The 15,250-nt window shown below is 49.5% G+C and carries 17 protein-coding genes; 3 read left to right on the plus strand and 14 right to left on the minus strand.

Going from position 1 to position 15,250, the window contains the following annotated elements; all coding sequences use genetic code 11:
* Nucleotides 1-5: 5 nt before the first annotated feature.
* Nucleotides 6-1,016: a phosphoserine phosphatase SerB gene (serB, locus tag ACXAG2_RS19975; RefSeq protein ID WP_474869922.1), complete on the minus strand. Its 1,011-nt coding sequence runs from the start codon at nt 1,014-1,016 to the stop codon at nt 6-8.
* A gap of 69 nt (nt 1,017-1,085) precedes the next feature.
* On the opposite strand from serB, the gene ACXAG2_RS19980 reads away from it, so the two are divergent.
* Nucleotides 1,086-1,757 carry a hypothetical protein gene (locus ACXAG2_RS19980; protein WP_474869925.1) on the plus strand — a complete coding sequence of 224 codons (672 nt, stop codon included), beginning with the start codon at nt 1,086-1,088 and terminating at the stop codon, nt 1,755-1,757.
* Between the two features lie 10 nt (nt 1,758-1,767).
* Here the strand turns inward: ACXAG2_RS19980 and ACXAG2_RS19985 are convergent, their stop codons facing one another.
* From ACXAG2_RS19985 to rpoE, 10 genes are all read right to left on the minus strand, one after another.
* A complete protein-coding gene (locus ACXAG2_RS19985; RefSeq protein ID WP_474869927.1) occupies nt 1,768-2,574 on the minus strand; it encodes a TatD family hydrolase in 807 nt (268 codons plus the stop codon).
* Nucleotides 2,547-3,185 (minus strand): pyridoxamine 5'-phosphate oxidase, encoded by a 639-nt coding sequence (gene pdxH / locus ACXAG2_RS19990; RefSeq protein ID WP_119501938.1) that lies wholly within the window; start codon nt 3,183-3,185, stop codon nt 2,547-2,549. The genes ACXAG2_RS19985 and pdxH overlap by 28 nt, the downstream gene beginning before the upstream one ends.
* A 34-nt stretch (nt 3,186-3,219) precedes the next feature.
* A complete protein-coding gene (era, locus tag ACXAG2_RS19995) occupies nt 3,220-4,131 on the minus strand; it encodes a GTPase Era (protein ID WP_119501939.1) in 912 nt (303 codons plus the stop codon).
* Complete coding sequence (rnc, locus tag ACXAG2_RS20000; RefSeq protein ID WP_119501940.1) at nt 4,118-4,807, minus strand: ribonuclease III; 690 nt, start codon at nt 4,805-4,807, stop codon at nt 4,118-4,120. Before rnc ends, era begins: the two co-directional genes overlap by 14 nt.
* Complete coding sequence (lepB, locus tag ACXAG2_RS20005; RefSeq protein WP_474869930.1) at nt 4,807-5,712, minus strand: signal peptidase I; 906 nt, start codon at nt 5,710-5,712, stop codon at nt 4,807-4,809. The genes rnc and lepB overlap by 1 nt, the downstream gene beginning before the upstream one ends.
* Complete coding sequence (lepA, locus tag ACXAG2_RS20010; RefSeq protein WP_474842491.1) at nt 5,712-7,508, minus strand: translation elongation factor 4; 1,797 nt, start codon at nt 7,506-7,508, stop codon at nt 5,712-5,714. Before lepA ends, lepB begins: the two co-directional genes overlap by 1 nt.
* Before the next feature lie 172 nt (nt 7,509-7,680).
* Nucleotides 7,681-8,154, minus strand: a complete 474-nt coding sequence (locus tag ACXAG2_RS20015) for a SoxR reducing system RseC family protein (protein WP_474842493.1) — start codon at nt 8,152-8,154, stop codon at nt 7,681-7,683.
* Nucleotides 8,147-9,361, minus strand: a complete 1,215-nt coding sequence (locus ACXAG2_RS20020) for a MucB/RseB C-terminal domain-containing protein (RefSeq protein WP_474869932.1) — start codon at nt 9,359-9,361, stop codon at nt 8,147-8,149. Before ACXAG2_RS20020 ends, ACXAG2_RS20015 begins: the two co-directional genes overlap by 8 nt.
* A 7-nt stretch (nt 9,362-9,368) precedes the next feature.
* Nucleotides 9,369-9,959, minus strand: a complete 591-nt coding sequence (locus ACXAG2_RS20025) for a sigma-E factor negative regulatory protein (RefSeq protein ID WP_119501945.1) — start codon at nt 9,957-9,959, stop codon at nt 9,369-9,371.
* Nucleotides 9,960-10,055: 96 nt separating this feature from the next.
* Nucleotides 10,056-10,634: an RNA polymerase sigma factor RpoE gene (rpoE, locus tag ACXAG2_RS20030; protein WP_119501946.1), complete on the minus strand. Its 579-nt coding sequence runs from the start codon at nt 10,632-10,634 to the stop codon at nt 10,056-10,058.
* A gap of 220 nt (nt 10,635-10,854) precedes the next feature.
* Here rpoE and nadB point away from each other — a divergent pair, with 220 nt between their 5' ends.
* The gene (gene nadB / locus ACXAG2_RS20035) at nt 10,855-12,546 is read left to right on the plus strand and encodes an L-aspartate oxidase (protein ID WP_474869935.1); all 1,692 of its coding nucleotides are present in this window, start codon (nt 10,855-10,857) and stop codon (nt 12,544-12,546) included.
* 11 nt (nt 12,547-12,557) lie between these two features.
* On the opposite strand, the gene ACXAG2_RS20040 is transcribed toward nadB, so the two are convergent.
* The 3 genes from ACXAG2_RS20040 to ACXAG2_RS20050 are packed head-to-tail and all read right to left on the minus strand — an operon-like array spanning nt 12,558 to nt 14,130.
* Nucleotides 12,558-13,445: a MaoC family dehydratase gene (locus tag ACXAG2_RS20040; protein ID WP_474869936.1), complete on the minus strand. Its 888-nt coding sequence runs from the start codon at nt 13,443-13,445 to the stop codon at nt 12,558-12,560.
* 6 nt (nt 13,446-13,451) lie between these two features.
* A complete protein-coding gene (locus tag ACXAG2_RS20045) occupies nt 13,452-13,892 on the minus strand; it encodes a protein YgfX (RefSeq protein WP_474869938.1) in 441 nt (146 codons plus the stop codon).
* A complete protein-coding gene (locus ACXAG2_RS20050) occupies nt 13,879-14,130 on the minus strand; it encodes an FAD assembly factor SdhE (RefSeq protein WP_119501950.1) in 252 nt (83 codons plus the stop codon). Before ACXAG2_RS20050 ends, ACXAG2_RS20045 begins: the two co-directional genes overlap by 14 nt.
* Nucleotides 14,131-14,272: 142 nt before the next feature.
* Between ACXAG2_RS20050 and ygfZ the strand changes: the two genes are divergently transcribed.
* Complete coding sequence (gene ygfZ, locus ACXAG2_RS20055; RefSeq protein WP_474869940.1) at nt 14,273-15,235, plus strand: CAF17-like 4Fe-4S cluster assembly/insertion protein YgfZ; 963 nt, start codon at nt 14,273-14,275, stop codon at nt 15,233-15,235.
* Nucleotides 15,236-15,250: the final 15 nt, after the last annotated feature.

Genomic DNA, 15,250 nt, shown 5'->3' on the forward strand with positions numbered 1-15,250 from the left:
GGTTGTTATTCAGCCAGCAAATACAGCATGCCGTGCAAACCTGAGAACCGGATGGCGGTATCAGCTTTTTCCCTTACCAGCGGTTTAGCATGACAGGCCACGCCTAATGCGGCCTTTGCCATCATCACCAGATCATTAGCGCCGTCTCCCATAGCGACGGTTTGTGACATAGGTATTTGCCATTCGCTGGCCAGAGACTCAACCGTGCGCGCTTTCACTTCAGCATCCACGATTTCACCGGTCACCTCTCCGGCAAGCACGTCGCCATCGGTTTTCAAGGTATTGGAGAATGCTGCATCCAGGCCAAGCCGTTCTTTTACGTGTTCGGCAAAATAAGTGAACCCGCCGGAGGCAATAGCGATTTTCCAGCCATGCTCTTTTAACACGGATACCAGTGGTACAACGCCCGGCATTAACGGAATACTGTCACGGATTTGGGCCAGCTGTGAAACCGGTACACCTTTCAGGCAGGCCACCCGTGATATTAAACTTTCACTGAAAGCCAGTTCCCCGCGCATGGCCCTTGCGGTTACAGCGGCAACCTTGTCACCGAGGCCGGCCAGTTTGGCTATCTCATCAATACACTCAATTTGTATGATGGTGCTGTCCATGTCCATCACCAGCAAACCGGGCACAGACAACGATGGCCGGGCAGCCTGAACGACTATATCGACCCGCAACGATTCAGCCAGTTTTTCCAACAGCGGCTTTAACGCCGGCACATCAGCCGTTGTTATTGAACCCGTTACGACGGTTTCGTGGAACTTACCGCTAAGGGCATGTAACCGGAAACCAGAAAGCGTTGCGACTGGTGCCAGTGCGTCAGACACTTTTTCAAGTTGCCAGGCGGTCAGCGCCGGCGCATAGACAGTGATAACAGCGTCATTATTGTCTGAAGAGACTGCACCTGTGCTCTGCCACTGGCCGCCTGAAAAAACGATGCCGGCGGGATGCGTTTCCAGCGCAGTTATTAGCGCAGCATGAGAATGTACTGAAGATAAAGCTACTGAATTCAATGTAAGAGGTTCCGCTACTCAAAGTATGCGTATCCTAGCGAATTCAGTGACCGGGGAAAACTGCCATTTATGAATAGATTATGCTCAAGATGGCAAAAACGGTATTATGACGGCAAATGCGCTTTTTCTCTGACTATGACTGATAAATACGCGGCCTGGAGAACACCGGCCCCGGAAAAGAAACACTGGTTTGCCTGGTTGCAACGCAGAAGTGTGCACATTACTGCATTCACCCTGCTGATTATGGCACTGGTGAGCCTGTGTGTGATTGAGTCGCGGCATGCTTTACGTGAAGCGGGACAGGCAGCGTCAGTCCCGGTCGACGTGCTGGGCGAACAATACGCCCTTATTCTGGCAGGTCCGGTTTATTCAAAGAATGGCGATGTCATTGCACTACATTTAAGCCGCCTTGCAGAAACAAACTTCATTCTCGCTGCGGCAGTATTCGATAATAAAGGCAAACGCCTCGGTGTGGTGACACAGAAATCTTCAGTAACTGAAGAGTCTCCGGAACAAAATCAGCTGGTAAGATTATTTTCCGTAACAGACGACAACGGCAGTCAAACCGGCGTGTTGCAGATCACCGTTGACAGTGCCCGACTTCTCAACGACGAATACGCACTAATGCAGTCTGAACGTGCAATTCAGGCGGGGATCTTAATGACCGGATTATTTGCCGGATGCATTCTGACCGCAGCGGGCTGGCGATACCGCTACTATTTTATCAATAAAATGCGTTAGCCAGTGCAGCTCAGGGCTGAACAAACAGGTCACTGAAATTGGCAATGGTTTTCGTTGTAACCTCAGCCACAGACACACCAAATGCTTCTGCCAGCACCTGTGCAATTTGCACCAGCCGCGCCGGTTCATTCCGTTGCCCCTGAAACCCTAGCAGGGGCATGTCCGGAGAATCGGTTTCCAGCAGAATATTATCCAGCCCCGTCTCAACCAGAGCATCCAGTGTTTTCTTACCACGGGGATAGGTAATTGTGCCCCCTGCACCTAATTTAAAGCCCATTTCAACATACTGAGCAGCGACCTGTGCATTGCCGGAAAAAGCATGCACCACACCGCCACAGGAAAAGCCTGCCTGTTTAATCATTGCGGGCAAACGATGATGAGTTTTAAGGTGGTGAAGGATAACCGGTAATTCACACTGCTTTGCCACGTCCAGTTGTGCGAGTAACCACTTCTCCTGTTCCGCAAGAGGCAGTTCTATTGTGGCATCGAGACCAATTTCGCCGATAGCGCATACTGACTGGCGGTGTTCTGCGACCGCCTTTTGCAATTTTGACACAGCATCATCAAGGGAGCCGCGAATAAACCAGGGATGGATGCCAAAAGCGAGGAAGATATCAGAATGTCGGGCCTGAATGGCAAGCTGTATTTCCCAGCCTGCCGGTGTGGTGCCGGGGATCAGGAAGCCACTGACCCCTGCCTCCCCTGCCCGTTTAAGCACACCATTCAGGTCGTGTTCAAAGGCGGGTAAATCGAGGTGACAGTGGCTGTCTATCATGTTGCGGGCATATCTCAGGGCATAAGCCGCTGAGTACTCCATGTACCGTCTTCTGTTTTATTGTATTCGAAACGATCGTGAAGCCGGTCTTCACCACCCTGCCAGAATTCAATCTGATGCGGCTTTACACGGAAACCTCCCCAGAAATCCGGCACAGGAAGTTCTTTATTAGCAAACTTGTTTTTTAATTGCTGAAATTGTGTCATCAGCAATTCACGGGTTGCAATGGGTTGACTTTGTTTTGACGCATAAGCTGCCAGCTGGCTGTCTTTCGGGCGGGAAAAGAAGTACTTTGCATTTTCCGCAGTACTCAATTTTTCGGCCACGCCGCATACCCGCACCTGCCGCTCCATGAAAAACCAGGGAAAATGCAGAGAGATTTTATTATTCTGTCCCAGCTCTCTGGCCTTACGGCTGCCAAGGTTGGTATAGAATAAAAAGCCTTCTTCACTCACATCTTTCAGCAGCACAATACGCTGGGATGGTTGCCCGCTGCTGTCTACAGTTGCCACAGTCATGGCTGTAGGATCCGGAATATTTGCGTTAATGGCATCGTTCAGCCACTGCCGGAACAACGCTACCGGATGCTCAGTTAACTGAGTATCATCCAGACGGCCAGCAGAATATTGCCGCCGCATATCAGAAAGAGACATAGCACCTCCTTACAACGGTGAAACAAAAAGTAGATTAATCGTCGCCGTAGCCTAATGAACGCAAGGCCCGGTCATCGTCCGCCCAGCCTTGTTTCACTTTAACCCAAAGTTCAAGAAACACTTTGTTGTCGAACAGGTTTTCCATATCTTTGCGGGCCTGCTCGCCGATAGTTTTAATATGATTTCCGGCTTTGCCGATGACCATGCGTTTCTGGCTGTCACGCTCAACCAGGATAAGACCGTTAATACGGTATACCCCGTTTTCCATCATTTTGAATTGTTCTATTTCAACCGTAGTGGAATAAGGCAGTTCATCACCGGTGAAGCGCATCAGTTTTTCACGGATAATTTCCGCCGCCATGAATCGGCTCGAACGGTCGGTAATGTAATCTTCGGGGAAGTAAAATTCGCTTTCCGGCAAAGACTGCTGCACGGTTTCCCGTAACGCATCCACCTGCTTGCCGTTTTTCGCACTGACGGGGAAAATATGCTCAAACGTGTGCAGTGACGACAGCTTCTGGATCTGAGCCATCAGACTTTCTTTGTCTTCTACCTTGTCGACTTTATTGACCACCAGGTAACAGGGTAAACGGCTGTTTTTCACCTTTTCCAGTACCATGGCATCATCTTCGGTCCAGCGTGTGCCTTCCACCACAAACAGAACCAGACCCACTTCAGCCAGTGAGCTCGATGCAGCACGGTTCATGTAACGGTTAATGGCCCGTTTCTCGTCCTGGTGCAACCCGGGCGTATCCACGTAAACTGTCTGGCATTGTGCCTCGGTATCGATACCTAAAATACGGTGACGGGTGGTCTGGGGCTTTCTGGAAGTAATACTGACTTTCTGACCCAGGATACGGTTCAGTAATGTAGATTTACCCACATTTGGACGGCCGACAATGGCCACCAGGCCACAGCGGGTATCAACATCTTCATTCAGATGCATGTTCAAGCTTCTCCAACGTTTCTTTTGCAGCTTGCTGTTCTGCTTTACGCCGGCTGTTCCCTGTGCCGAAAACGGGCTTTTCAAGTTGCGCTACAGTGCAACTGACTTCAAAAGTCTGCGCGTGATCCTTGCCGCTTATTCCTACCACTTCATACACCGGAAGAGGTTCACGGCGTGACTGTAAATATTCCTGTAAACGGGTTTTACTGTCTTTCGGGTGTTCATTCGGATCGAGCCGGTCAATACGGGCAGACCACAAACTCAGAATCACTTTGCTGACGGTGTCTATTCCGGCATCCAGATAGATGGCACCCAGTATGGCTTCCACAGCATCAGCGAGGATGGAACTGCGGCGATGACCACCACTTTTCAGTTCACCCTGCCCCAGTTTAAGCAATTCACCTACGCCGGCTTCTTTCGCCATTTCGGCCAGGGTATCGCCCTTCACCAGGGTTGAACGCATGCGGGTCAATTTTCCCTCCGGTACAGACGGGAAACGGGCGAATAACGCATCTGCGATGACCATGCCTAATACGGCATCGCCCAGAAATTCCAGCCGTTCATTGTGCTTTTTCGCTGCACTGCGGTGGGTTAAAGCCTGCTCAAGCAAACCTTCGTCTTTAAAGCGGTAATCCAGTAATTTTGATAACCGTGCGTATCTGTCGATACCCTGCATTACTCTATGCCACCAATCCGGCTAAATCTGATACCTGTCGGTACCCATCCCGGTAACACGCTGTCTGCCGGACGTTCAAACTCAAAACTGATCCAGATAGCCACGGCTTTACCTACCAGATTATCATCAGGAACAAATCCCCAGAAGCGGCTGTCACGGCTGTTTTCACGGTTGTCGCCTAATACAAAGTATTGTCCTTCAGGAACAATCCACTCATTACTGCGGGTACCCGGTTGCGTGTAAAAATTTGATGCCGGAATACTGCGTCCGGGATTGCGCAAAATGTCGTGGGTCACATCGCCAAGTTGCTCGGTGTAGCGCAACAACGGCACCATGTCCTGCACAAATTCGCCGCGCTCTTTAAATTCCAGAGGTACCGGTTGCTGTTTCGGGCAGTCGCTGCCGCTTTCACAGTATGGCTTAATAAAAACTTGTTTGTTCTGATACACAATGGTGTCGCCGGGCAGACCCACTACACGTTTAATGTAGTCTACATTCGGATCTTCAGGGTATTTGAATACCACGACATCGCCACGCTCCGGTTCACCGGTTTCCAGAAACTTGGTGCGGAACACCGGGTCTTTTAAGCCGTAGGCATACTTTTCTACCAGAATGAAATCGCCTACCAGTAAGGTAGGCATCATAGAACCGGAAGGGATCTGAAACGGTTCGTACAAAAATGAACGTAACACCAGTACAAACGCGATGACCGGAAAAATTTGTTGTGATGTATCCACCAGCCAGGGCAACTCACTTTGAGGACCCGTTGATGAACCACCGGCTACCGCTTCACCACCTGCGAGCTTTTCCTTTCTTGCCGGTGCCCACAGCAAACTGTCCAGCAGCCAGATTAATCCGGTTGCTACTGTCAGGATCACCAACAAAATTGAAAAATAATTTGCCATTACTTACCTACCTTGAGAACAGCGAGGAACGCATCCTGAGGTAATTCAACATTACCTACCTGCTTCATGCGTTTCTTTCCTTCTTTTTGTTTTTGCAGCAGTTTTTTCTTACGGCTCACGTCACCACCATAACACTTGGCGATAACGTTTTTGCGCAGCTGTTTAACTGTGCTTCGTGCAATAATATGGTTACCGATAGCAGCCTGAATAGCGATATCAAACATCTGGCGCGGGATCAGTTCACGTAACTTTTCAACCAGTTCACGACCACGACCCTGACTGTTTTCACGGTGCGTGATCATGGCCAGTGCATCCACACGTTCGCCGTTGATAAGTACATCAACACGTACCATGTCAGACTGCTGGAAGCGCTTGAAGTTATAGTCCAGTGAAGCAAAACCACGGCTGGTTGATTTCAACCGGTCAAAGAAGTCCATTACGACTTCAGCCATCGGTATTTCATAGGTTACCGCGACTTGCTTACCATGATAAGTCATGCTGGTCTGCATACCACGCTTCTCAACGCAAAGTGTGATGACATTACCGAGGTATTCCTGAGGAACAAGAATGTTTGCCTCTACCATCGGCTCGTGAATCTCTTCGATTTCATTCACCGGCGGTAAATTAGAAGGGTTATCAACCTGTATGGTTTCCCCTTTGGTTGTAACAACCTGATAGATTACGGTTGGTGCGGTGGTGATAAGATCAAGATCATATTCCCGCTCCAGACGCTCCTGAATGATTTCCATGTGCAGCATGCCAAGGAAACCAATCCGGAAACCAAAACCAAGAGCGGCCGAGCTTTCCGGCTCGAAAAACAACGACGCATCGTTAAGGCTTAACTTAGATAATGCATCACGGAAATCTTCGTAATCGTCTGAACTGACCGGGAACACACCGGCATAAACCTGAGGTTTTACTTTCTTAAAGCCCGGAAGCGGCTTGTCAGCCGGTTCACGTGCCAGGGTGATGGTATCACCCACCGGGGCCCCGTGAATTTCTTTAATACCGGCAATGATAAAACCAACTTCTCCGGCACGGAGAACACCGGTTTCAGTTTGCTTAGGGGTAAATATCCCCACTTTGTCCGCCTGGTGGGTTTGACCGTTAGACATGATTTTAATTTTGTCTTTTACGTTCAGTTCGCCCTGTACAATCCGTACCAGAGATACAACGCCCTGGTAGTTATCGAACCAGGAATCAACAATCAGCGCTTTCAGCGGTGCATTTCTTTCACCTTCCGGCGGCGGAACACGGTTAACAATAACTTCCAGTACGTCTTCGATACCCACGCCGGTTTTGGCTGAGCAACGCACAGCATCAATGGCGTCAATGCCGACGATGTCTTCAATTTCTTCTGCTACACGCTCAGGTTCAGCCTGTGGCAAATCAATTTTGTTGAGGATTGGCACCACTTCCATATCCATATCTATGGCGGTGTAGCAGTTTGCCAGAGTCTGTGCTTCTACGCCCTGTCCGGCATCAACCACCAGCAGCGCACCTTCACAGGCTGCCAGTGAGCGGGATACCTCGTAAGTGAAGTCCACGTGTCCCGGCGTATCGATAAAGTTTAACTGATAGGTTTCACCATCTTTCGCGGTGTAGTTCAACGTTACACTTTGCGCTTTGATGGTAATACCACGTTCGCGCTCAATATCCATCGAATCCAGCACCTGTTCGGCCATTTCCCTGTCAGTCAGTCCTCCGCAATGCTGGATAAGACGATCAGACAGTGTAGATTTACCGTGATCGATGTGTGCGATGATGCTGAAATTACGTATGTGCGACTGTTGCATAATGCTGGAAAATGTCCTGCGAGAATTAAGTTAAACAAACCGGATTTTATTTGAACCGGCAAAACCACAATACTTCTGCCCGGGAAAGTTAATACGGCAGCGCAAAGCGTGCGGATTTTACCTATTTCTTCACTGAAAAGCGAATCAGTATGCAAGCCTTATCTGGTTCAGCTCAGGGCTGATGTCGCTGAACGGCTCCGTTAGCAGGAATGGAAGAAAGAATAACAGGACGGAAACGGGTCTGGTCGCGCTTTTTCAGGTAACCTGAAATTACCGTGAAGGCGAGAAAAGTGACACACAGGCTACCCAGTAAAACCCAAAATTCGCCGCTGAGTCCCACAGCCGGCAGCAGTGCAGTAAAGCTCAGCGCACTGGCAATAAAGATAATGAGAGGAATGACGTAAAGCCAAAGAGAAGCAGTCACAATGCCGGCTTCCGGCACGCCGATACTGACTTTGTCTCCAACCTTACAGGGCACCGGCGATTGTAAGGTCAGTTGCTGGGTTTTCGGCGACAATGCGCGGGAAATAACACCGGAGCCACAGTCAGATTGTGCCTGACAGGATGAACAGGTGGTTTTGATAGCGGCTTCGACGGTGATCACATCACCGTCAACCGCAATAACCGTAGCGGTTTCTTTAATCACCGCTGACCTCTTTGAGCTTCAAAGAAGTGGCAATAGCATTGGCCGTCTGCAGAGGAATTTCCCCGATGACTGTTACCTGGGCCTTACCATCGGTGAGAGTCAGAAACGTACTCAGGTCATGGCGCAGGACTAAATCGGAGCCGATGGCGTCACTGGCTGGCTGTACGTATACAGACACATCCACCAGCCCGTCAGAGAACAGTTTGTATTCCACCACTTGCCCAGTCATCGCCAGGCGGCGGATATCTCTTTTCACTTCGACCATACCATCAGGAAGATAATCGACTTCCCATCCTTGCTGACGGTTTGTGGACGGCGTCAAAGCCAGCGGCCTGGGAAGAGAAGCACGGTTCACACGGGCAAAGTACGCAGGCGGCGTGTCTGACATTGTCAGTGATGTAACCTGAATTTGCTCCAGCACATTGCCCTGTAAATCCAGCGTATTAAGTTTCAGCAACATCCCCGACTGTTCGTCCAGCCAAAGCTGGTAACTGAAACGGGTATTATCACGACTGACGATCCTGATCTGCTGAGCTGGCCGGCCGGCCACACGGGCTCTGCCCACAGACACAAACTCGTAGCCTTTGGTCAGAGAAACCGGTTCGTAAAGCAACTCTCCGGGTATAGGACCATTGATATACTGAGAATGCAGACTGTAAGGCTGGGTATCCGGTTCAAATATACTGACCACATCCCCTACCCGGATGAGCTCTCTTCCGGGGCCGTTTTGCAGATTCAACTGCTCAACGCTGGTACCGTCTTCAAGTACACCGTGTCGCCATAAATAGGGCACAGTTTCCTGATTTAACCGGCTGACGACATAGGCCACCTGAAAATTCAGTGTACGGGTCGCTGCAGTCATTTTCTCCAGCCATCCGGTCACCGACTCCGGCTTAACCTGCGCTGATCCAACAGACTCCGGTTCTGCGCTGTCATTGTGTGCTGCGGCTTTCTGGCTGATAGCTTCTTCCGCTGTCACGATAGAATCGGGAGGTAAAATATCCTGAGACACCGGATTCTGATCATCAGATTCTGCTTCGATTTCAGCAGCAACCTGCCGCGAAGCCCCTTCAGTCCCGTTTTCCTGAGCAGGAACAGGAGAAGAAAAAACGATAAAGGAAAACGTGCATGCCAGAAAAGCATGCCCTGAAAACGCGCGTACCAGCTCCACTGGAGCTGGTACGCGTTGTATAAATGATTTTGTCATTTAGCTCTTAATTTGGATTAGCGTCAGACTCAGCACGTTCTTCTACGGCTTTACTTTGATCTTCTGCCTGCTTCAGCTGAATCTGTTGTTCATGGTCAGCGATGATAGCATTGATCTTACGCTTTTTCTCCAGCACAACATTCATGTCATTGCGCGGAATCGTACGGGTCTGTTCCAGGCTAACCGGAGAAAGACCACCCAGACGGGTGTTCGTCTCAAACGTAGAGAACGGTTCTGCAGGTTCCGGCTGATTCATTTGTTGAACACCCAGAATCACCGCCACAGCTACAGAAGCAGCAACGGCGAATTGTCCACCTTGTTTGGCGAATGGCACCACACTACCGACCAGCGGCAATGATTTCCAGCCTGAACGCTTCGGCGCCATCACTGTAGGTTCACTTTCTAAGGCAGCGGCTACCGCAGCAGTAATGTCTAACTGAGGTGCGACCGTGGCTTCTTTACGTAAACCACTACGAATAACATGATATCGCTTCCACTTTGTTTTTAGCTCTTCATCATTAAGGATTGCATCCATGATGTCAGCGCTGTTTGTCTCGCCATCCATAAAGGCTGACAATTTTTCTTGCTGTTGCGTCATATTATAAAATCCTGATCGAAATGATCGTTTACCACCTTAACACAGCTAGTTAGTTCGTTTCATCCCGTGAAAGTTCAATTTCATCGTGAAAAAAAATCAATTTTCTAACAATGGCTGTATGACCTTGTCGATTGCCTCACGTGCCCGGAAGATCCGGGAGCGGACTGTACCGACAGGACACCCCATTACGCTGGCGATTTCCTCATAACTTAAACCTTCAATTTCCCGCAGGGTAATTGCCATACGTAAATCGTCGGGTAACTTCTCCACAACACGGAATAATGTAGCTTCGAGTTCATCAGACAACAAACTGCGTTCCGGCGTGGATTGCTCTTTCAGCGCATCACTGCCTTCATAATAGTCTGCGTCTTCAGCGTCGACATCATTTGCAGGCGGCTTTCGCCCCTGTGCCACAAGATAATTCTTAGCGCTGTTAACGGCAATGCGGTACAACCAGGTGTAAAACGCACTGTCGCCGCGAAAATTTGGTAACGCGCGGTAAGCCTTGATAAACGCATCCTGAGTGACATCTGCAACGTCACCGGAGTTTTTGACATATCGAGACACCAAATGCATCACTTTATGCTGGTAACGGGTTACCAGTAAATTAAATGCATTTTTATCACCGCTTTGTACCTTTTCAACAATCTGTTGATCGGTTATCTGCTCGCTCATCCGAGCTATTTCTCCTTAACATCTACCACATAAACAGCTCATGCAAGCAACAGGTAGACTGCATTATTCCCAATAAGTTCGCAAAAAATGCGGACAATCTTTAAATTATCAATAAATAATATAAGAAAAATCCTGCAGACGCGCGCTCTATGCTTTGCGTTTTGCTGTGCTTCCTTTAGACTTGCCGGACCTTAGCCTACAAGTAAACCGCTAAAATACCATGAAATCAGTGGCTTCTTCACTAACATCAGCGGATCCGAAAGGAATTGAGCACCAATGTGATGTTTTAGTCATCGGCAGTGGTGCTGCCGGATTAAGTCTGGCGCTCAAACTGGCAAATCATTGTAATGTGATTGTGCTGAGCAAAAGCGACCGCAATGAAGGATCGACCCGATACGCCCAGGGCGGTATTGCCGCCGTTTTCGACGAACATGATTCTGTTGAAGCACATGTTGCTGACACATTAAATGCCGGCGCAGGATTGTGTGAAGAAGACGCAGTACGCTTCACAGCCCAAAATGCTAAAGATGCACTGAACTGGCTGATAAATCACGGCGTACCTTTTGATACTGAAACTAATGAGCAGGGTGAGGAGCGTTTTCACCTGACCCGTGAAGGTGGTCACAGTCACCGCCGTATTTTACATGCTGCCGATGCAACCGGTGAAGCGCTGCAAATTACTCTGAATGATGCGGTGTCATCCCACCCCAATATCCGGTTTCTGGAACGGTACAACGCCATCGACTTAATTAAGTCCCGCAGTAATAACCTGCACTGTACCGGTGTGTATGCGTGGAATCTGGAACAGGCCCATGTGGAAGTTATCCGCAGCCGTTTCATTGTGCTGGCCACGGGCGGCGCGAGCAAAGTGTATCAGTACACATCTAATCCGGATGTGTCCAGCGGTGACGGTATTGCCATGGCCTGGCGTGCTGGTTGCCGTGTGGCGAATATGGAATTCAATCAGTTCCATCCCACCTGTTTGTATCATCCTCAGGCAAGAAACTTCCTGATTACCGAAGCACTGCGGGGTGAAGGTGCACAGCTGTGCCATGCTGATGGGACACGCTTTATGACACGCTTCGATGAGCGGGGCGATTTAGCGCCCAGGGATATTGTTGCCCGTGCCATCGACTACGAGATGAAACGTCTGGGTGCTGACTGTATGTATCTGGATATCAGTCATAAGCCGGCTGACTTCATTGAAAAGCATTTCCCGAACATTTACCGCAAGTGTCTGTCTGTGGGCATCGATATCACTAAGGAGCCTATTCCTGTGGTGCCTGCCGCGCACTATAGCTGCGGTGGTGTGATGACTGACTTTAATGCCAAAACTGACCTCGATAACGTTTATGCCATTGGTGAAGTAGCTTATACCGGCCTGCATGGTGCGAACCGCATGGCATCAAACTCTCTGCTGGAATGTGTGGTCTACGCCGCAGCTGCCGCGAAAGACATCCTTACTCATTTGCAGGACGACTACACTGAAGAGACGATCGCCCCCTGGGATGAATCACAGGTTACGAATTCAGACGAAGAAGTCATCATTCAACATAACTGGCATGAACTGCGTTTGTTTATGTGGGATTACGTGGGCATTGTCCGCACCAACAAAAGACTTGAGCGCGCACTGCGACGGATCCAGTTACTGAGTCAGGAAATTCAGGAATATTACGCACACTTCCGGGTCAGCAATAACCTGCTGGAACTGCGCAATCTGGTGACGGTTGCAGAGCTGATTGTACGTTGCGCAATGAACCGTAAGGAAAGCCGGGGCCTGCATTACAATGTGGACTATCCGGACCTGCTACCGCAAGCCAGACCCACAGTACTCAAACCATTACCGGCCAAATGTCAGCCTGAACCCGGTTCACTGGCCACCAGTACTTACCGGGAAGAAGAGCAGCTTTAACAACCGCCGGTTCAGTTTTTCGCTGAACCGGTTTCGCCGGATTTAACGGCACCTTTTATTAATGGCTCACCATTTGCTGAATTTTCCAACAGGAAATCTGTTGTGCCCTCTCCCCTGCTAATTTTAAGGTCCGCATTGCCGGGCAAAAAAAGTGGACGCTTAAAATCACAATTTATATCAGTGCTGTGATCAGCTTTGTCTGTTTCTGCATAACTCACCGCCATGGCCAGCGTCCACATGCCGTGGGCAATCGCTTTGGGAAAACCAAACAGCTTTGCTGTAAATGCGCTTAAATGAATGGGGTTGGCGTCTTCTGAAATCTTTGCATAACGCCGGCCGGCATCCGCCGGGGCAGAAAAACTAGCAATGCTCTGCCAGCGTTTTGCAACCTCTGTTTCCTCAGAGTGTTTAGCCACTTGCGCTGAAGGCTCCACACCGTCGCCCACATGTGGCGCTTTTACCCGCACCAGATAAGTAGCTTCTGCGCGGTAACATTCCCTCTCTTGTTGTGTTGCAGTGGTATACATATGAATATCCCAGCCCCGCCGGTGAGGTGTAACCGCAGAAAAACCCGTACGTAAGGTGACAGGTTTAGACAGCCTGATCCCGCTTTGCTGGCTGATTTGGTTTTTCCTGTGTACCAGGCCCAATAAGGGGAACGGACTTCGCGGGTGTGCCAGACACCGCATCTGCAATGGCAGAGATAGCATCTGCAGATAACAGGGGTGCAGTCTGTCCCCATGCTGCCAGTGAGTCATATCGCAATAACGATGATAATGTGAATGGTCAATCAGCTGTGTTTTACCGCCATGAACTCCCGGCACCGCAGGAGACTTAAATTGCTTCAGCAATTGTTTGTCAGGGCGGTGCGTCAGCGCCCGGTACAATAAACTCATCATAGTTACTTAATCCCCTTGCGACTGATTCTGAACCAGTCTCACCAGACGGCGATAATAAAGCTCTCTGCATTCCCCAGGTAACACCCAGCGATAGCAAGCTCTGCCATCATAATCTGTACCAGCAAGGTAAATACCGAAAATCGTCACTTTGCTGCCGGATGATATTGTCTGCGGCCTCACTGTACCGCTGCGGGCCGGCTCATACCACCGGTTTCCGTCAACCGTTATGCTTTCACAACCTTGCCGCATCTTTTGTTGTCCGGCAAGCAGGATTAGCAGAGAGAGCGGCACAACAGAGCACAGGAATACGGAAATAGCATAATCAGGAAACCACGAAGCGGCGCTGGCAGGCAATGAACATATCGCAATGCCTGCAGCCGCAAGAGGGATAGCTACCGCGGCCATCCGGATGGCACGGTAGCGGATAACGAAGCTATACTTTGACACGATCCAGAATGATTTTGACCATTCTTGCCAGTTCAGGGTCTTCACATTTCTGATGGCCCATGAACCAGGCAAACAAATCCGGGTCGTCACAGGTAAGTAAACGTTCAAATAAAACCTGATCGTCGTCGTTTAAGTCGTCGAATGCTTCTTCTACGAATGGCAGAAATAATACATCCAGTTCCAGCATGCCCCGGCGGCATGCCCACTTTAGCCGGTTACGTCTTTTCTCAGTGAACATCAATTAGGACCTCTTCATTGAACGGCAGCACTATACCAGAAGAGTCACGCCGGCTCACCGTACTTTTTGTCAGATTACAAACTTGTGAATTACAATTCGTCCCCCATAGTTAGAGTTCACGTTTAAAAGTTACGGACGGTTTATGTCAACGCCAGATTCACTTAATGAGTTAGTTTCAGAATTTGTTATTCCTCTGACGGGTTCCACAGTCATTGCTATAGAAGGTGAACAGCAAAATGATTACCTGCACGGACAATTGACCATCAATGTAAAAAATCTTGCTGACAATACAACCCGCCATGCTGCGCATTGTGACTTTAAAGGTAAGACATGGTCGCTCAGCACTGTTTGCCGCTGGCAGAACAGCATTCTGATGCTGATGCCATCAGGTTGTGCAGAAGCTTCTCTGGAACAGTTAAAAAAATACGGCGTATTTTCAAAAGTTACCATTGAGAAAAAAGACAGCCAGCTGAAGCAATATGCAGTGAAAGGCAAACAGGCAGAGCAATGGATAAGCGAGTTTTTCGGCTCACTGCCAGAGCAGACACTGGCCACTGTTCAGCACTCTGACGGTGTAGCGATCCGCGCAGATTATCCTCAGGATGTGTTTATTTTGCTTCTCAGTGAAACCGCTGCTGGCACGCTGGAACAATGGCAGGCAGAACAGAACATCCAAACTTACAATTATTGCGTTTATGACGCCTTAATGGTGTCTCAGGGTATTCCTGAAGTCAGCGGTGAAGTGGTTAATGAGTTCGTTCCCCAGATGATGAACGTACAGGCGCTGGACGGCATCGATTTTAATAAAGGCTGCTATATGGGTCAGGAAGTCGTAGCCCGCACCCGTTACCTGGGTAAAAATAAGCGCGCGGGATACGTCTTTTGTTTACCCGCGGCAATTGATGTTAAAGTAGGTGATACCGTTGAGAAGGCACTGGATACAGGATGGCGCAGAGGCGGCACTGTTATCCGCTGTGCTACATTGGGCAAAGAGACCTGGTTCATGGCCGTGCTGCCCAACGACACAGAAGCAGACACGCCACACAGACTGGCGGACTCGCCTGACGTTCAGGCATGTTTTTACGCATTGCCATATACTGTATAGCAGGCAATGCAAATT

The sequence above is a fragment of the Alteromonas sp. ABH4_456 genome, from assembly GCF_056160645.1.